The organism is Pseudooceanicola batsensis HTCC2597 (genome assembly GCF_000152725.1).
GTDB lineage: Bacteria > Pseudomonadota > Alphaproteobacteria > Rhodobacterales > Rhodobacteraceae > Pseudooceanicola > Pseudooceanicola batsensis.
In genome coordinates, this window is sequence record NZ_CH724131.1 from 1,834,688 (window position 1) to 1,850,263 (window position 15,576).

The following is a 15,576-nucleotide window of genomic DNA, read 5'->3' on the forward strand; positions in this document are numbered from 1 at the left end:
ATGGAGATGATCGTGGCCAGTTCCGTCGGCGCGCTGACCGCCGCAGGCGTCTATCTGATCCTCAGGCTGCGCGCCTTCGCGACGATCCTCGGACTCGCGCTGCTGTCCTACGCGGTGAACGTCTTCCTCTTTGCCTCGGGCCGCCTGTCGGTCAACCTGCCGCCGATCCTGTCGCCCTACGGCGAGGCGAGCTATACGGACCCCCTGCCCCAGGCCCTCGTCCTGACCGCGATCGTGATCTCCTTCGGGATGACGGCGGTGCTGGTGATGGTCGCGCTCGGCGCCTTTCTCGAAACCGACGACGACCGGATCGACATGACCGAGAGCGAGGCCGACGGGGCCGAGATCGACGCCGCGACCGACGGAGGCACGCCCCGATGAACCACTGGATCATCGCGCCGGTCATCCTGCCGGCGCTTCTCGCCCCCATCCTCGGTTTCGTGATGCGTCACGACATGACGCTGGCGCGGGTCTTCTCGCTGGCCGGCACGGTGGCCCTGACCGCCATGGCGATCGGGCTCTTCGTGCTGGCCGGAGGGGATCCGCAGGTCTACTACCTCGGCGACTGGCCGGCCCCCTTCGGCATTGTGCTGGTGCTGGACCGGCTCTCGGCGCTGATGGTCCTGATCACCACCGTCCTGGCGCTGCTCGTGCTGATCCATGCCGTCGCCACCGGCTGGGACGCGCGGGGGCGGCATTTCCATGCCCTCTTCCAGTTCCAGCTGATGGGGATCGTCGGCGCCTTTTTGACCGGCGACATCTTCAACCTCTTCGTCTTCTTCGAGATCCTGCTCATCGCCTCCTACGGGCTGATGATCCATTCCGGCGGCCCCGAGAGGATGCGGGCGGGGCTGCAATACGTGGTCATCAACCTTGCCGGCTCGACGCTGTTCCTCTTCGCGCTCGGGGTGCTCTATTCCACCACCGGCACGCTGAACATCGCCGATCTCGCGCAGCGCCTGCAGGAGGTCCCCCCAGGCGAGGCCGCTCTGGTCCGCGTGGCGGCGATGCTGCTGATGATCGTCTTCGGGCTCAAGGCCGCACTCTTCCCGCTCCAGTTCTGGCTGCCGGGCACCTATGCCAACGCCCCGGCACCGGTGGCCGCGCTCTTCGCGATCATGACCAAGGTGGGGGCCTACGCCATCCTGCGGGTCCACACCCTGGTCTTCGGTCCGGGGATCGAGGCGACGGACGGGATGGCCGGCGACTGGCTCTTTCCCGCCGCCATCGTCACCATCGCCATCGGCGCGATCGGCGTGCTGGGCGCGCGGCGCCTGATGCCGCTGATCGCCTTTTCGGTGCTGGGCTCCATGGGCACGCTGATGGTCGCCGTCTCGGCCTTTTCACCCGCGGCGACGACGGCGGCGCTCTATTACCTCGTGCATTCCACCTTCGCCGCCGCCGCCCTGTTCCTGCTGGCCGATCTCGTCCTCGCCCGGCGTCGCGAAGACTGGCTGCGCGCCCGCCCCGTGACCGTGCAGAACGGGCTGTTCGCGGCCCTGTTCTTCGCCGCGGCCATCGGCATGGCCGGGATGCCGCCGCTCAGCGGCTTCCTGGGCAAGCTCCTGGTGCTCGACGCGCTGCGCGCCCCCGGCGCGCTCGCCTGGGCCTGGAGCGCCGTGCTCGTCGGGTCGCTCATGACCATCGTGGGCTTCGCCCGGGCCGGCAGCATGCTGTTCTGGAAATCCACCGCCGTCGGGGCCGCCGTCCGCCCGCCCCGCCCCGCCGATGAGCCCGAGGCGCCGGGCCCCGCGGGCGTGGCCCAGGTGGCTCCGACCATGGCGGCGGTCGCCGTCCTGGCGCTGCTCGCCGCCTTCGCGGGGCCGCTGATGAACTATCTCGAAGGGACCACGGCGCAACTCTTCGACCGCGAGGGATACATCTCCACGGTCCTGAACACGGATGCAGAACTGAAATGATCCAACGGCTCATCCCCCATCCGCTGCTGAGCATCATGCTCACCCTCGTCTGGCTCGGCCTGGTGAACAAGATCACCCTGGGCAACCTTCTGCTGGGCCTTCTTCTCGGGCTGGCCGTGCCGATGGTCACCGCGCCCTACTGGCCCAACCGGCCGACGCTGCGGCGCCCGCTGGTGGCCGTGAAGTACATCCTGATCGTCCTGTGGGACATCATCGTCGCCAACGTCCAGGTGGCGATCATGATCCTTTTCAAACCGCGCGATGCCTTCCGCTCGCGCTGGATCACCGTGCCGCTCGAGTTGACCTCGCCCGAGGCGATCACCGTGCTCGCCGGCACCATCACGATGACACCCGGCACGGTCTCGGCCATGCTCTCGGCAGACGGACGGGCCATCCTCGTCCACTGCCTGCATACGGATGACCCCGAGGGCGACCGCGACCAGATCAAGCGCCGCTACGAAGGTCCGCTGAAGGAGATATTCGAATGATCGACATCGCCCTGACATTCGCCTTCGCCTGTTTCGGACTGGGCCTTCTGTTCTGTCTCTGGCGGATCACCGTCGGCCCGAACCCGGCCGACCGCATCCTCGCACTCGACACGATGGTGATCAACGTGATCGCGCTGCTCGTGCTCTACGGCGTGCGCGAGGGGACGGCCGTTTATTTCGAGGCCTCCATGCTTGTGGCCATGGTCGGCTTCGTCTCAACCGTCGCCTACTGCCGCTTCATCCTGCGCGGCGACATCATCGAGTGAGGCATCCATGACCGATCCCGCGGAAATCCTCGTCACGATCTTCATCGTCCTGGGCGGCGTCTTCGGCCTCGTCGGCTCCTACGGGCTGCTCAAGCTGCGCGACACGATGCAACGGCTCCACGGCCCGACCAAGGCCACCACGCTCGGCATCGGCAGCGTGCTCATCGCCTCGATGATCCACGCATTGGCCGTGAAGGGCGCACTGTCGTTCCATGAACTGCTGATCACGCTGTTCCTGCTGCTCACCGCGCCCATCACGGCGAACTTCATCGCCAAGGCCTACATCATCCGCAATTCCGACCGGACGAAACTGCCCGGGACCGGAGGCCGGTACGGCTGGTCCGTCTACGACGACGCCCCCGGCCCGTCGGAGGCCACCACGGGCGAGCAGGGGTCGTCGCAGGATTGAGACGCGCCGCCGGTCCCGCCGCACGCCGCACGGGAACGGTCGAACAGCGAAAAAATCCGCAACGGACTTTCAACAGATCAATCGACACACGCCCGGTTTGACGCAGCTGTGAGATCCATGTCCGGACGGGCTGGTGTAGGGTGTCGCATGCCGAAGGCACGCGGTCCGGCCCTTCCGCACGACGATGCAACTTTGAAACGGCCGCTTATCCGCCTATGTTGACGAAAAACGCGTCTGCAAAAGAATAGAGAGCAACTTTGACCGATATTTACGCGCCGACTTCGCACGACTCGATCAACCTGGTCGAACTCGAACTCTACCACCTTCTGATGAACTACCGCGCCACCGAAGGCCTGGCGGCGGTTCCGCTGTCCGTGGGGCTGTCTGCTACCGCGGGCCGTCACGCGGTGGACACCCATGACAATATCTGGGCCCAGAACGTCACCCTGCCCGAGGGTGCCAACCTGCACAGCTGGTCCGACGCCTACTACTATTCCGATCACCGCGACCCCACCGTGATGTGGGATGCGCCCAGCCGGATCGGCTCCAGCTATACCGACAGCGGCTACGAGATCTCGGCCGCCGGCTTCGCCACGATCGAAGCCGCGCTGAGCGGCTGGCAGGGCTCTCCGGGCCATAACAGCGTGATCATGAACGAAGGCTCCTGGAGCAGCGCCACCTGGAACGCCATCGGCGTCGGCGTCATCCAGTCCGACGACCCGTCTCTCGAGTACAACGGCCGGATCTACCATGTCTGGTTCGGCCAGCAGACCGATCCTTCCGGCGTCCCCATCATCGAGGGCACGACCGGCGATGACGATTTCGTCGCCACCTCCTTCGCCGATATCATCCAGGCCGACTTGGGCAACGACACGATCGACGCCGGTGCGGGCGACGACATGATCGACGGCGGCTCCGGCTCCGACAGCATGGACGGCGGCGCAGGCGATGATACGGTCACCTACGAAAACGCGGCCTCGGGCGCGATGCGCCTGTCGCTCGGCGGCACGGCGGGCGTCGGCGGCCAGTCCGACGGCGACGTGCTGACGAACATCGAACACGCCATCGGCTCGAATTTCGCCGACACGATCATCGGCTCGACCCTGGCCAACACGCTGAACGGCCTCGGCGGCGCCGATCTCATCTTCGGCAACGACGGGGCGGACACGATCGACGGCGGTGACGGCGACGACGCGCTCGTCGGCGGCGGCGGGGCCGACAACCTGATCGGCGGCGCCGGTATCGATACCGCCCGCTATGCCGGCTCGGCGGCCGTGACCATCAACCTCGCCACCAATACCGCGACCGGCGGCGAAGCCGAGGGCGACACCTTCAGCGGCATCGAGAACCTCGTCGGCAGCCAGAATGCCGACATCCTGACGGGCGATGCCAATGCCAACCGCTTCGAAGGGCTGGGCGGCGACGACGTCTTCCAGGGCGGGCTCGGCGCCGACACGATGATCGGGCATCTCGGGATCGACACGGCCGACTACAGCGACAGCGCATCGGCGATCGAGGTCGGCATCCACAGGACGGGTGTTGGCGGCACGGCCGACGGCGACGTCCTGATCTACATGGAGCGGATCATCGGTTCCGCCTTCGGTGACGACCTCGTCGGCGGCGGCACCGCCCCCATCATCGAGGGTGCGGGCGGCAACGATACGATCATCGACTACGGCGGCGCCGCGACGATCATGGGCGGCGACGGAGACGACACGATCAACGCCGGAACCGGCGCCGACAGCATCGACGGCGGTGCGGGGATCGACACCGTGCGCTATGCCAACACCTCGGCGGTGCAGATCGACCTCGCGGCCGGCACCGGCTCGGGTTTTGCGGCCGAGGGCGACATCTTCGTCAACGTCGAGAATGTCGTCGGCTCGAACGCGGGCGACACGTTGACGGGCGATGACCAGGCGAACCGGCTGGAAGGGCTCTACGGCGAGGACACGATCAAGGGCGGGCTCGGCAACGATGTCCTGCTGGGCGGCGGCAATGCCGACACCTTCGTCTTCGACGCCGCAGGCTTCGGCCGCGACCTCATCCTCGACTGGCAGGACAATTACGACAAGATCGACCTGCGCGGCTCGGGCCTGACCCATGCCAGCTTTACCGAGGTCGACACCGCACAGGGCGTCCGGCTGGATTACTTCAACGGCGTCTCGACCGACGCGATCCACCTCTTCGGGGCCTCGCTGTCGCCGTCGGATATCGACAGTTCGGACTTCCTGGTCTGATCCCGGCCATCTTCGGCGGCAGAGCTGTCCCGGCTACCCGGGCACCAAAAAGCCGCCGAAGAACGCCGCCAGGGCGTCGTGCGCGTCCATCGGCAGGACATGCGCGACGTACTGGTCCGGCCGCACCACCACCACCGCACCCTCGTCGCGGTCGATGCCGCGCAGATCGAAGATGTCGCGCCCCGGCGCGGTATCCGCACAGAACACCTTTTCGTAGTCGATCAGCCCGTATCGCCCCTTGGCCGGCCTGAGCAAGCCGGGCAGCGCGCCCCAGTCGACCTCGCGGAACGGCTGTTGCAGCACCGCGCGCAGATCGATCAGCGCGTCCACATCCTCCCCCTCGCGGCGGAACCGTCGCAGCGGCGAGGCCGCCGCGGCGTCGAGGAACCCGCACAGATCGGCGAGGTCCCCCGCCCGGCCCGAGCCGCAGAAGGCAAAGACCCGCCAGCGCGCGTCGGCCCGGATGACGTGACCCAGCTCCATCGGCTTGGCGTCGGCCAGGCGGATCACGGGCGCCGAGTGAAACCGGGTTCCGATGCCGAAGCCCGGAGCCAGCGCCTGATGCTCCGGCCCCCCGGTCAGCGGCGAGGCACGGTAGGTCACCGACATGCCCGCGGTATAGCGCCCGTGCTCGATGAAATAGCGCTGGAATTCCGGCGTGGCGCCACCGTCATCCGCCGCGGGACGCGCACTCATGATGCGTGCCCATTCCCGGTCGAAGTCGATCAGGTCCTGCGCCACGGCCTGCCGCTCGGCCGAGTAGCTGCGCAGGATCTCCGGATCCGCGCGCCCGGTCAGGACCGACGCCAGTTTCCAGCCCAGGTTGAACGCGTCACCCATCGAGACGTTCATCCCCTGCCCCGCCTTGGGGCTGTGCGTATGGCAGGCGTCGCCGGCGATGAAGACACGCGGCAGGCGCCCGGGAACCTCGTCTCCTGAGGTATCGTCGAACCGGTCGGTCAGTCGTTGCCCGATCTCGTAGACGGACCACCAGACCACGTCCTTCACCTCGAACCGGTAGGGCGAGAAGATCCGCTGCGCCGCCGCGATCAGGTGATCCACGGTGATGTTCCGGCCCGAGACCCGCTCGCCTTCCGCCAGCTTGTCCATCTCGATATAGAGCCGGACGAGATAACCGCCCTCGCGCGGGATGATCAGCACGTTGCCCTCGGCCGCCGACTGGATCAGCGTCTTGCACCGCATGTCCGGGAAATCGCTCACCGCCAGGACATCCATGACCCCCCAGGCCTGATTGGCGCTGTCCCCCGACAGTGCCCGACCGATCGCTCCGCGCACGCCGCTGCGCGCGCCGTCGCACCCCACCACGTACCGCGCCGCAACCGTCCGGTCCTGGTCGCCCGCGATGTCGCGCAACCGGACCTTCACCGGATGCTCGTCCGTTTCGGCGACGTTCAGCCCGAGGAACTCCATCCCGTAGTCCGGACGCAGTCGCGACGCGGATTTCCGCATCACCTCCAGGTACATGTCGTGGACCCGCGCCTGGTTCAGGATCATGTGCGGCATCTCGGACAACCCGTCCTCGACATCCTGCACCCGGCCGATCCGTTCCAGCGGCGCGCCCCCGCCCGGCCCCGACTTCCAGAAGGTCGTCTCGTTGACCTGATACCCCTGCCGCATGACGGTGTCGGCGAAACCGAAGGCGTTGAACATCTCCATCGAGCGGCACGAGATCCCGTCGGCCTGCCCCCGTTCGATCGGGCCCGGCTTGCGCTCGACGATCCGCGTGGTGATCTCGGGAAACCGCGACAGCTGGGCCGCCAGCGTCAGCCCCGCCGGGCCGCATCCGACGATCAGCACGTCGACCTCGTCCGGCAGAGGCCCCTGCACCTCGCGGCCGGGCGCCGGATCGTCAAGCTCGGGATCGCCGGGACGGAAACCGTTCAGATGATATTGCACCGCCACCTCCCAAAATAGATATGTACACTTACTAAATAGCGGACCGTCCCGCGTCAACCGGAGCGGCAGGCCCCCGCACCACCCGGTTGTGCTCCCCCGCGATCGGTGAATAATTCCGGGGATGACCCAGGATCGGATCACCACCAGAAGCGCCAGTCTCCCCGGTCACCTGATCCGGCGGCTGCACCAGCGGTCCACCAGGGTCTTCGCGGACCGGATGCGCGAGGCGGGGTACGACCTGACCCCGGTCCAGTTCGTGGCGCTCGACGCGCTGCGCGAAAATGCCGGCATCGACCAGGCGGGCCTCGCCCAGGCCATCGCCAAGGACCGCGCCACCGTCGGCGCCGTCCTCGACCGCCTGGAACAGAAGGGCCTGATCGAACGGGCGGTCAGCCGCCGGGACAAGCGGGCACGGGAACTGGCGCTGACCGATGCGGGGCGCGCGATGGTCGACCGCCTCGACCCGCTGGTTCAGGCGCTGCAGGCCGACATCCTGCCCGGCCTCACCGCCAAGGAATACGCGGAATTCGTCCGGCTGGCGGCCAAGGCCGCGCCTCTCGACGGTCCGGACGGCTAGGCCCGGTCGAGCACCTCGACCGACAGGACCGTCGGCAGATGCCGCGCCAGCTCGTCCCAGGTCTCCCCCTCGTCCAGGCTGCCGAAGACCGATCCGCTGTTCGTGCCGAAATAGACGCCCGCCGGATCGCGCCCGTCCCCGGCCATGGCCTGGCGCAACACGGTGAAGAAACACCCCGTCTGCGGCAGCCCCGCCCGCCGCGCCGACCAGCTGTCGCCCCCATCCTCCGATTTCCAGACCGCGGCCGCCGCGCCGGGCGGGAACCGGCCCGCCATGTCGCCGTTCAGCGGCAGGGTCCATATCACCTCCGGGTCGCGCGGATGCACGTTGATCGGAAAGCCGAAGGTCGAGGGCAGCCCCGCGGTGATGTCGTCCCAGTTCCGGCCGCCGTCGCGCGACCGCCAGACGCCGTGATGGTTCTGCTGGTAGAGCAGGTCGCCCTCTCCGGCCGCGCGCACCATGTTGTGCACGCAATGGCCGATTTCGCCCCCGGACGGCCCGGCGGGATGAGCGTGATCGGCACAGGCCCCCGCATTGGCCAGCCGGTTCCGCCGCTCCCAGCTGGCGCCTCCGTCTTCGGAGGCGAAGACCCCGGCGGCAGAGATCCCGACCCACAGTTTCGCCGGATCGTGCGGAGTGGAGACGATGGTATGCAGCACCAGCCCCGCCGCGCCGGGGTTCCAGCTTCCGGCCGAGGGGTGGTGGGTCAGCGCCTCGAGTTTCTCCCAGCTTTCGCCGCCGTCCCGACTGGTCAGCAGGGCGGCGGGCTTGGTTCCCGCATAGACCGCGCCGGCCGAGGAATGCAGCGACCAGACCTGCACGAAATCCTCGCCGAAGGGCGCCTGGGTCCCGGTCCAGCCCGTCATCGCGGCGAACTCCGGATCGTTGGCCGCCCAGTCGTCCATCTGCCCCTTCGTCAGCTTGGCGAGGTCCCAGCTGGCGCCACCATCCGATGACCGCCAGACCCCGGCGCCGAAGAAATCCCCGCCGCCACCCGCCCAGATCGTCCCCGTATCGGGATCGCCCACCACGTGATTGATCGTCCAGCCGTTGCAGAACGGACCCCGCACCGACCAGCCGGACCGCTCCGCCCCGCCGTCGATCAGGAAGGCCCCTTTGGTGGTTCCGATGAGAAGTGTCAGCCCGGTCGTCGTCATGATCGATCCCCTGCGCGTCGCGGCGATCCTACCATCCCCGCCCCTGTCCGCATAGCGGCGACACTCCGACTCGACGGCGCTGCGCGAACGCGCTAACCACCGCTGAAAGAGGAGAACCGCCATGTCCGAAACGTTCGACGCCTATGTCATCACCCGCGACGAAGAGACCAAGACCCAGTCCGGCGGCTGGACCACGGTCTCGACCGACGACCTGCCCGAGGGCGACGTCACCATCCGCGTCCGCCACACCACGATGAACTACAAGGACGCGCTGGCCATCACCGGCAAGAGCCCGGTGGTCCGCAGGTTCCCCATGGTTCCCGGCATCGACATCGCAGGCGAGGTGACGGCCTCGGACAGCCCCGACTACAAGGTCGGCGACGAGGTCATCATGAACGGCTGGGGCGTGGGCGAAGTCCACTGGGGCGGCTACGGCAAATACGCCCGGATGAAATCCGACTGGCTGCTGAAGAAACCCGAGGGGCTGAGCGGCGCGCAATGCATGGCGCTCGGCACGGCCGGCTACACCGCCGCGCTCTGCGTCCAGCGCCTTCAGGACGCGGGGCTGACCCCCGAGGACGGCACGATCCTGGTCACCGGCGCCTCGGGCGGTGTGGGATCGGTGGCGATCTCGCTGCTCGCCGCGCTCGGCTTCACCGTCGCCGCCTCGACCGGGCGGACCGAGGAAGAGGCCTATCTGAAGGGGCTGGGCGCGACCGAGATCGTCGATCGCAACACCCTGTCGGAAAAGGGCCGCCCGCTGGACAAGGAACTGTATGCCGGGGCCATCGACTCCGTCGGCAGCACGACGCTGGCGAATGTCCTCTCCAAGATCAAGTACGACGGCACCGTCGCCGCCTGCGGCCTGGCGCAGGGCTTCGACCTGCCCGCGACCGTCATGCCCTTCATCCTGCGGGGCGTGACCCTGGCCGGTGTCGACAGCGTGATGGCGCCCAAGGCCCGCCGCGAGGCCGCCTGGGCCCTGCTGGACAAGCAACTCGACCGGGCGAAACTGGCCGAGATCACACAATCGGCGGATATCCGCGAGGTCGAGTCGCTGGCGGACGACCTGATCGCCGGCAAGGTCCGCGGCCGCCTCGTCTTCGACATCGACTGAGCGGCACCGTCCGGCGGTCCCGGACTGCCGGACACCCCGCCCGTTCCGCGCCGCTGGTGTTGCGCGAACCGGGTGTTGCGCGAACGGGTTTCGCCCGCGAAACAGGCGGAACAGGAGGAACGCGGCTCAGGCGGCGCCCAGCAGCCGCATCGCGTTTTCCTTGAGGATCAGCGGTCGCACCTCGTCCTTGATCCCGATCTCCTCGAAGTCCTTCAGCCACCGGTCGGGCGTGATCGCGGGCCAGTCCGATCCGAAGAGCATCTTCTTCTTCAGGATCGAGTTCGCGTATTTGATGAAGATCTCGGGAAAGTACTTGGGGGACCAGCCGGACATGTCGATATAGACGTTCGGCTTGTGCTGCGCGACCATCAGCCCCTCTTCCGTCCAGGGAAAGGACGGATGCGCGAGGATGATCTTGAGGTCCGGGAAATCCACGGCCACGTCGTCGACATGCACCGGGTTGGAATACTTCAGCCGCATCCCCATGCCGCCCCGCATCCCCGAGCCCACGCCGGTCTGCCCGGTATGGAAAAGCGCGATGGCGCCTTCCTCCTCGATGGCCTCGTACATCTTGTAGACGAGCTTGTAATCGTTCGGCCAGAACCCCTGCATCGTCGGGTGGAACTTGAAGCCCCGGACGCCGAAATCCTTCACCAGCCGCCGCACCTCGCGCACGCCGGCCTTGCCCTTGTGCGGATCGATCGAGGCGAAGGGGATCAGGATGTCGTCATTCTCGGCACAGAGCTGCGCGACCTCTTCGTTGGAATAGCGGCGAAAGCCCGTCTCGCGTTCCGCATCGACCGGAAAGATCACCGCGCCGATCTTGCGTTCGCGGAAATACTCCGCGGTCTGCGGCACGGTCGGCAACATCCCCTCGGCCCCGGCGGGGTTGCGGAAGTACCTGGCCATGCCGGCCTGGAATTCGTTGTAACCATCGTCGCGGTGGTGGTTGCAGGGCTCTTCGGCATGGGTGTGGATGTCGATGGCGACCAGATCGTCAAAGTTCATGTCTCTCCTCCAAGGCGGGTGAATTTCTGCATCAGCCGGATCAGCTCCTGCGCCTCGTCCGGCGACAGCCGGTCGGTCTCACTTCGGGCGGTGGCAAAGAACGCCTCCGCGTGGTCCTGCACAAAGGCGTTGCCGGCCGCGGTCAGGCTGAGTTCGATCCCGCGGCGGTCGTCATCGGGAATGGCGCGCGTGATCAGCCCCTCTTCCTCGAAGGTGCGCACCAGCTTGGTCATGTGCGCCCGCTTGATCCGCAGCGTGTCGGCCACGGCCCCCTGGCGCACGCGTGGATTGAGGTGGAGAACCCAGAGCACCGAGAACTCGCCCGGCTTCAGCCCGAGCTTGCCCAGCTGTTCGAAGAACATCTCGAACACCTCGACCTGCCCGACGCGGAACAGGAACCCGAGCGAGTCGGCGAGCGGCCCGAGGTCGATCCCCCCCGTTTCGTCCGGCACGGCCACCGGCTTTTCGCGGGTCACGTGGAGGGGTGCGACAGCCGGGCCGCGGTCTTGTCGAGAAAGGCGTTCAGCCGCTCTTCGGCCTCGGGCGACGAGGCGGCCATCGACGCCACGAAGCTTTCCAGGAACAGCCCGTCCGCCCGTGACATGTCTTCGACACGCGGCAGCGCGTGGATGATCGCATAGTTGGACATCTCGGCATTCTGCGCCGCCTTCCGCGCGAGGTCGATGGCAAAGGACTTTGCCTCGCCCGCGCCGACCACGTACTGGCAGAGGTTCCACTGCTCGCCCTGCTCGGCCGAGACGGTGCGCCCTGTCAGCATCATGTCCGTCATCCGCGCGACGCCGGTCAGCCGACCGACGCGCACCGACCCGCCGCCGCCGACGAAGATCCCCCGCGTCCCCTCGGGCAGCGCGAAGAAGGTCGTGGCATCGGCGACGCGGATATGGGTTGCGGCGGCCAGTTCCAGCCCGCCCCCGACCACCGCGCCGTGCAGGGCGCTGAAGAACGGGATCCGGCCCGCCTCGATCGTCTCGAAGACGGCGTGCCAGCCACGCGAATGGTGCACGCCCTCGATCGGCGTCCGCTTGACGTGTTCGCCCAGATCCAGCCCGGCGCAGAAATGCTTGCCCGCGCCGCAGATGACGGCGGCCTTCGCCTCGGTCTGCGCCCGGGTCACCGCATCGGCGAGGGCACGGATCAGCCGGTCGCTGACGGCATTGCGCTTTTCCGGGCGGTTCAGGGTGATGACCGCGACCTCACCATCAAGTTCGTAGCGGACGATTTCGCTGTCGGACATGACGCTCTCCTCACTTTCACCTTGATTGTTTCCCAGAAAACTGTTTCCTTGTAAACAAAATTCTCGTGCTCGATCGGAGGAGGGCCGATATGGCCAATGCACCCGGATATCGTCAGGCCAAGCTCTGGAATCCTGCCCTGAGATGGGAGGAACGGCCCGACGGCACCTGGCTGATCTGGCGCGACGACCCGATCGCCCCCTACCCCGACCGGATGACCGACCTGATCGACCATTGGGCCGAAAAGACGCCCGAGGCGGTCTGGATGGCGGACCGCGACGGCGACGACTGGCGGCGGGTCACCTATGGCGACCTGGCCGCGACCGTGCGCCGGGTAGGGCAGTGGCTTCTCGATCGGAACCTCTCGGTCGAACGGCCACTGATGATCCTGTCGGAGAACACGCTGGAACACGCGATGATCGCGCTTTCGGCCCAGTATGTCGGCATCCCCTCGGCGGCGATCTCTCCGGCCTATTCGCTCGTGGCTTCGGATTTCGCCAAGCTGAGGGGCATCGCGGCCCAGATCACCCCCGGCGCCGTCTTCGCCCAGCAGGCGGCGCCCTTCGAGGACGCGATCCTCACGGCCCTGCCCGAGGACGTCCTCGTCATCACCGCCGAAGGCCGGGTGACGGGACGCGAGACCGCCCTCTGGTCCGGGATCGACACCGAACCGACGGATGCGGTCTCGGCGGCCCATGCGGCGACCGGGCCCGAGTCGGTGGTCAAGTTCCTCTTCACCTCCGGCACCACCGGTACGCCCAAGGCCGTCATCCAGACCAACCGGATGCTGACCTCGAACCAGGAGATCGTCGCCGATTGCTACGCCTTCCTGCGGGAGGAGCCGCCGGTCGTGGTCAACTGGCTTCCCTGGAGCCACACCGCCGCCGGCAACAAGGTCTTCAACATGGTGCTCTACAACGGCGGCACCTACTACATCGACCACGGCAAGCCGACGCCCGGCGGCATGGCCGAGACGATCCGCAACCTGCGCGAAATCTCTCCGAACTGGCACCTCACGGTCCCTGCCGGGTTCGAGGCGCTGGCCAGGGCCATGGAGACCGACGACGCCCTGCGCGAGAGCTTCTTCCGCGATCTCAAGCACATGATGTATGCAGGCGCGGGCCTGGCCCAGCACACCTGGACGCGGCTTGAAGAGCTGGCCGAGCAGACGGTCGGCCACAGGGTGCTGATGTCGACCGGCCTCGGCTCGACCGAGACGGCGCCCTTTTCGCTCTATTGCACCGATCCCCAGCCCGGACCGGGCAACGTGGGCATCCCCTCGCAGGGCGTGATCATGAAACTCGTACCGGTCGAGGACAAGCTCGAGGTGCGGATCAAGGGGCCGAACGTCACGCCCGGCTATTGGCGCAATCCCGAGATGACCGCCGAGGCCTTCGACCAGGAAGGCTTTTACATGCTGGGCGACGCCCTGCGTTTCGCCGAACCGGGCAATCCCGCCCGGGGCTTCTTCTTCGACGGCCGGATCGCCGAGAACTTCAAGCTCCAGACCGGCACCTGGGTCGCGGTCGGCGCCCTGCGCGCGAAACTGGTCGACCAGATGGGCGGCCTCGCCTCGGATGCGGTGATCGTGGGCGAGAACCGCGACCGGCTGACCGCCCTGCTGGTGCCCGACATGGCCCGGCTGGCCAGGATCGCGGCGCCCGGCACCCCCGCGACCGGCGTGACGCGCGACCCCGCCGTCCGCGCGGCCGTGGCCGGGAAACTGGCCGACCACGGGCGCACCGCCGGCGGTTCCTCGGGACGGATCACCGCCGCCATGCTGATGGATCGACCATTGGACCTCGACAAGGGCGAGGTGACTGATAAGGGTTCCGTTAACCAGCGCGCCGTGCTGCGGCACCGCGCCGATCTGGTGGAACGACTGTATGCCGAGGATGACCCCGACGTCATCCTGCCGAAAAGGGAGGTAAGCGCATGAACATCGAAGGACTCGGAGCACTGGTGACCGGCGGAGGCTCGGGCCTGGGCCAGGCAGTGGCCCGCATGCTGGCGGACGAGGGCGCCAAGGTGACCGTACTGGACCGCAACGCCGAGGCGGCGGAGGCGATGGCGAAGGAGGTGTCGGGCGCGGCCGCCGCGGGCGACGTGACCTCCGAGGAGGACGTGCAGCGGGCGGTGGATACGGCCGACGCGCTGGCGCCGCTCCGGATCGTCGTGAACTGCGCCGGCATCGGCCCGCCGGAGAAGATGGTCGGCCGCAACGGCCCGATGCCGCTGGCCAATTTCGAGACGGTGATCAAGGTCAACCTGATCGGCACCTTCAACGTCATGCGTCTGGCCGCCGCCTGCATGCTCGCGAAAGAGCCGCTCGACGACAACGCCCGCGGCGCCATCGTCAACACCGCCTCGGTCGCCGCCTTCGACGGCCAGATCGGCCAGGCGGCCTACTCCGCCTCCAAGGGCGGCATCGTCGGCATGACCCTTCCCGTCGCCCGCGAACTGGCCCGTTCGGGCGTCCGCGTGAACACGATCGCGCCGGGCATCTTCGAGACTCCGCTGCTGGCGAGCCTGCCCGAGGAGGCCAAGCAGAGCCTGGGCATGCAGGTGCCCTACCCCTCGCGCCTGGGCACCCCGGCCGAGTTCGCCGACGCGGTCCGGTTCCTGGTGGGCAACCAGTACATGAACGGAGAGGTCATCCGCCTCGACGGCTCGATCCGGATGGCGCCGAAGTGACAGGGGCATAGGCCTCATCACCCTCGGGGCCGATCCGGGCATATCCCGGCCATCCCATGCCACCGTCATCCTCGGGCCCGACCCGAGGATCTTCCGGCCACCCCCAGCCGCTTCCCGCGGTGTCCGGCGGTCGTCCGAGGCGACGAGGGCAGCGCCGCCGCGGGCGGCAGCCCTGCCCGGCGACACCGCCGGCCGGAAGACAGGTTCGGTACGCCGAGGGAAGGTCTCGGAGAGAGGCAGCTCTAGAAGCGTCGGAGCGTATGCTTCGCGGCCATCCCGAGCCGCACGACCGGCGCCTGCCTCTCTGCGTCATCCTCGGGTCCGACGCGAGCGTATCGCCCCAAAGCCGACGTGATCCACGGGCTCGACCCGAGGATCTCCTGGGCTTCGTACCACCGTCATTTCCGGCCACGCCGCACGCCAGCGGCGAGAGAGCCCCGCGCCCGCCCGAGGATGACGCGGCGCGTAAATCGGGGCGGCAGCGCCGGCGAGGCGTCCGGTGCGGGACGGCGACCGCTGCCCGGGCGGCGGCCG

Annotated in this window: 15 protein-coding genes; 10 read left to right on the forward strand and 5 right to left on the reverse strand. The window is 67.8% G+C overall.

From position 1 onward, the window contains the following. The 6 genes from OB2597_RS12820 to OB2597_RS12845 all read left to right on the forward strand — a co-directional run bounded on the left by OB2597_RS12820 (position 1) and on the right by OB2597_RS12845 (position 5,319). On the forward strand, positions 1 to 381 hold the full coding sequence (locus OB2597_RS12820; protein WP_009806002.1) for a Na+/H+ antiporter subunit C: 381 nt from the start codon (positions 1 to 3) through the stop codon (positions 379 to 381). Then, entirely contained in the window at positions 378 to 1,919 is a 1,542-nt protein-coding gene (locus OB2597_RS12825) for a monovalent cation/H+ antiporter subunit D (protein WP_009806003.1), read from the forward strand. Before OB2597_RS12820 ends, OB2597_RS12825 begins: the two co-directional genes overlap by 4 nt. Further along, the gene (locus tag OB2597_RS12830; protein ID WP_009806004.1) at positions 1,916 to 2,407 is read left to right on the forward strand and encodes a Na+/H+ antiporter subunit E; all 492 of its coding nucleotides are present in this window, start codon (positions 1,916 to 1,918) and stop codon (positions 2,405 to 2,407) included. Before OB2597_RS12825 ends, OB2597_RS12830 begins: the two co-directional genes overlap by 4 nt. Then, positions 2,404 to 2,673: a K+/H+ antiporter subunit F gene (locus OB2597_RS12835; RefSeq protein ID WP_009806005.1), complete on the forward strand. Its 270-nt coding sequence runs from the start codon at positions 2,404 to 2,406 to the stop codon at positions 2,671 to 2,673. Before OB2597_RS12830 ends, OB2597_RS12835 begins: the two co-directional genes overlap by 4 nt. 7 nt (positions 2,674 to 2,680) lie before the next feature. After that, positions 2,681 to 3,082, forward strand: a complete 402-nt coding sequence (locus OB2597_RS12840) for a Na+/H+ antiporter subunit G (protein WP_009806006.1) — start codon at positions 2,681 to 2,683, stop codon at positions 3,080 to 3,082. A gap of 257 nt (positions 3,083 to 3,339) precedes the next feature. Then, positions 3,340 to 5,319: a hemolysin-type calcium-binding protein gene (locus OB2597_RS12845; RefSeq protein WP_009806007.1), complete on the forward strand. Its 1,980-nt coding sequence runs from the start codon at positions 3,340 to 3,342 to the stop codon at positions 5,317 to 5,319. A 33-nt stretch (positions 5,320 to 5,352) separates the two neighbouring features. Here OB2597_RS12845 and OB2597_RS12850 read toward each other — a convergent pair whose 3' ends face one another. Next, positions 5,353 to 7,236, reverse strand: a complete 1,884-nt coding sequence (locus tag OB2597_RS12850; protein WP_040609329.1) for an FAD-binding monooxygenase — start codon at positions 7,234 to 7,236, stop codon at positions 5,353 to 5,355. A 121-nt stretch (positions 7,237 to 7,357) separates the two neighbouring features. On the opposite strand from OB2597_RS12850, the gene OB2597_RS12855 reads away from it, so the two are divergent. Beyond that, entirely contained in the window at positions 7,358 to 7,813 is a 456-nt protein-coding gene (locus OB2597_RS12855) for a MarR family winged helix-turn-helix transcriptional regulator (protein ID WP_009806009.1), read from the forward strand. Here the strand turns inward: OB2597_RS12855 and OB2597_RS12860 are convergent. After that, positions 7,810 to 8,970: a WD40/YVTN/BNR-like repeat-containing protein gene (locus OB2597_RS12860; RefSeq protein WP_009806010.1), complete on the reverse strand. Its 1,161-nt coding sequence runs from the start codon at positions 8,968 to 8,970 to the stop codon at positions 7,810 to 7,812. The genes OB2597_RS12855 and OB2597_RS12860 overlap by 4 nt on opposite strands. Before the next feature lie 121 nt (positions 8,971 to 9,091). On the opposite strand from OB2597_RS12860, the gene acuI reads away from it, so the two are divergent. Next, positions 9,092 to 10,087: an acrylyl-CoA reductase (NADPH) gene (gene acuI, locus OB2597_RS12865; protein WP_009806011.1), complete on the forward strand. Its 996-nt coding sequence runs from the start codon at positions 9,092 to 9,094 to the stop codon at positions 10,085 to 10,087. 126 nt (positions 10,088 to 10,213) lie between these two features. On the opposite strand, the gene OB2597_RS12870 is transcribed toward acuI, so the two are convergent. From OB2597_RS12870 to OB2597_RS12880, 3 genes are read right to left on the reverse strand one after another with little or no spacing between them, the layout of a single operon-like run. After that, positions 10,214 to 11,095 (reverse strand): 4-hydroxyphenyl-beta-ketoacyl-CoA hydrolase, encoded by an 882-nt coding sequence (locus OB2597_RS12870; RefSeq protein WP_009806012.1) that lies wholly within the window; start codon positions 11,093 to 11,095, stop codon positions 10,214 to 10,216. Continuing rightward, positions 11,092 to 11,571 (reverse strand): MarR family winged helix-turn-helix transcriptional regulator, encoded by a 480-nt coding sequence (locus OB2597_RS12875; protein WP_009806013.1) that lies wholly within the window; start codon positions 11,569 to 11,571, stop codon positions 11,092 to 11,094. Before OB2597_RS12875 ends, OB2597_RS12870 begins: the two co-directional genes overlap by 4 nt. Beyond that, a complete protein-coding gene (locus tag OB2597_RS12880) occupies positions 11,568 to 12,350 on the reverse strand; it encodes a crotonase/enoyl-CoA hydratase family protein (RefSeq protein ID WP_009806014.1) in 783 nt (260 codons plus the stop codon). The genes OB2597_RS12875 and OB2597_RS12880 overlap by 4 nt, the downstream gene beginning before the upstream one ends. Positions 12,351 to 12,439: 89 nt before the next feature. Here OB2597_RS12880 and OB2597_RS12885 point away from each other — a divergent pair, with 89 nt between their 5' ends. Beyond that, complete coding sequence (locus OB2597_RS12885; RefSeq protein WP_009806015.1) at positions 12,440 to 14,287, forward strand: feruloyl-CoA synthase; 1,848 nt, start codon at positions 12,440 to 12,442, stop codon at positions 14,285 to 14,287. Beyond that, on the forward strand, positions 14,284 to 15,042 hold the full coding sequence (locus OB2597_RS12890) for an SDR family NAD(P)-dependent oxidoreductase (protein ID WP_009806016.1): 759 nt from the start codon (positions 14,284 to 14,286) through the stop codon (positions 15,040 to 15,042). Before OB2597_RS12885 ends, OB2597_RS12890 begins: the two co-directional genes overlap by 4 nt. The last annotated feature ends 534 nt before the right edge of the window (positions 15,043 to 15,576 follow it).

Bases quoted from the DNA above. Each gene is read 5' to 3' on its own strand.
- OB2597_RS12820 (WP_009806002.1), top strand. From the start codon at position 1: ATGGAGATGATCGTGGCCAGTTCCGTCGGCGCGCTGACCGCCGCAGGC.
- OB2597_RS12825 (WP_009806003.1), top strand. From the start codon at position 378: ATGAACCACTGGATCATCGCGCCGGTCATCCTGCCGGCGCTTCTCGCC.
- OB2597_RS12830 (WP_009806004.1), top strand. From the start codon at position 1,916: ATGATCCAACGGCTCATCCCCCATCCGCTGCTGAGCATCATGCTCACC.
- OB2597_RS12835 (WP_009806005.1), top strand. From the start codon at position 2,404: ATGATCGACATCGCCCTGACATTCGCCTTCGCCTGTTTCGGACTGGGC.
- OB2597_RS12840 (WP_009806006.1), top strand. From the start codon at position 2,681: ATGACCGATCCCGCGGAAATCCTCGTCACGATCTTCATCGTCCTGGGC.
- OB2597_RS12855 (WP_009806009.1), top strand. From the start codon at position 7,358: ATGACCCAGGATCGGATCACCACCAGAAGCGCCAGTCTCCCCGGTCAC.
- OB2597_RS12860 (WP_009806010.1), bottom strand. From the start codon at position 8,970: ATGACGACGACCGGGCTGACACTTCTCATCGGAACCACCAAAGGGGCC.
- acuI (WP_009806011.1), top strand. From the start codon at position 9,092: ATGTCCGAAACGTTCGACGCCTATGTCATCACCCGCGACGAAGAGACC.
- OB2597_RS12870 (WP_009806012.1), bottom strand. From the start codon at position 11,095: ATGAACTTTGACGATCTGGTCGCCATCGACATCCACACCCATGCCGAA.
- OB2597_RS12880 (WP_009806014.1), bottom strand. From the start codon at position 12,350: ATGTCCGACAGCGAAATCGTCCGCTACGAACTTGATGGTGAGGTCGCG.
- OB2597_RS12885 (WP_009806015.1), top strand. From the start codon at position 12,440: ATGGCCAATGCACCCGGATATCGTCAGGCCAAGCTCTGGAATCCTGCC.
- OB2597_RS12890 (WP_009806016.1), top strand. From the start codon at position 14,284: ATGAACATCGAAGGACTCGGAGCACTGGTGACCGGCGGAGGCTCGGGC.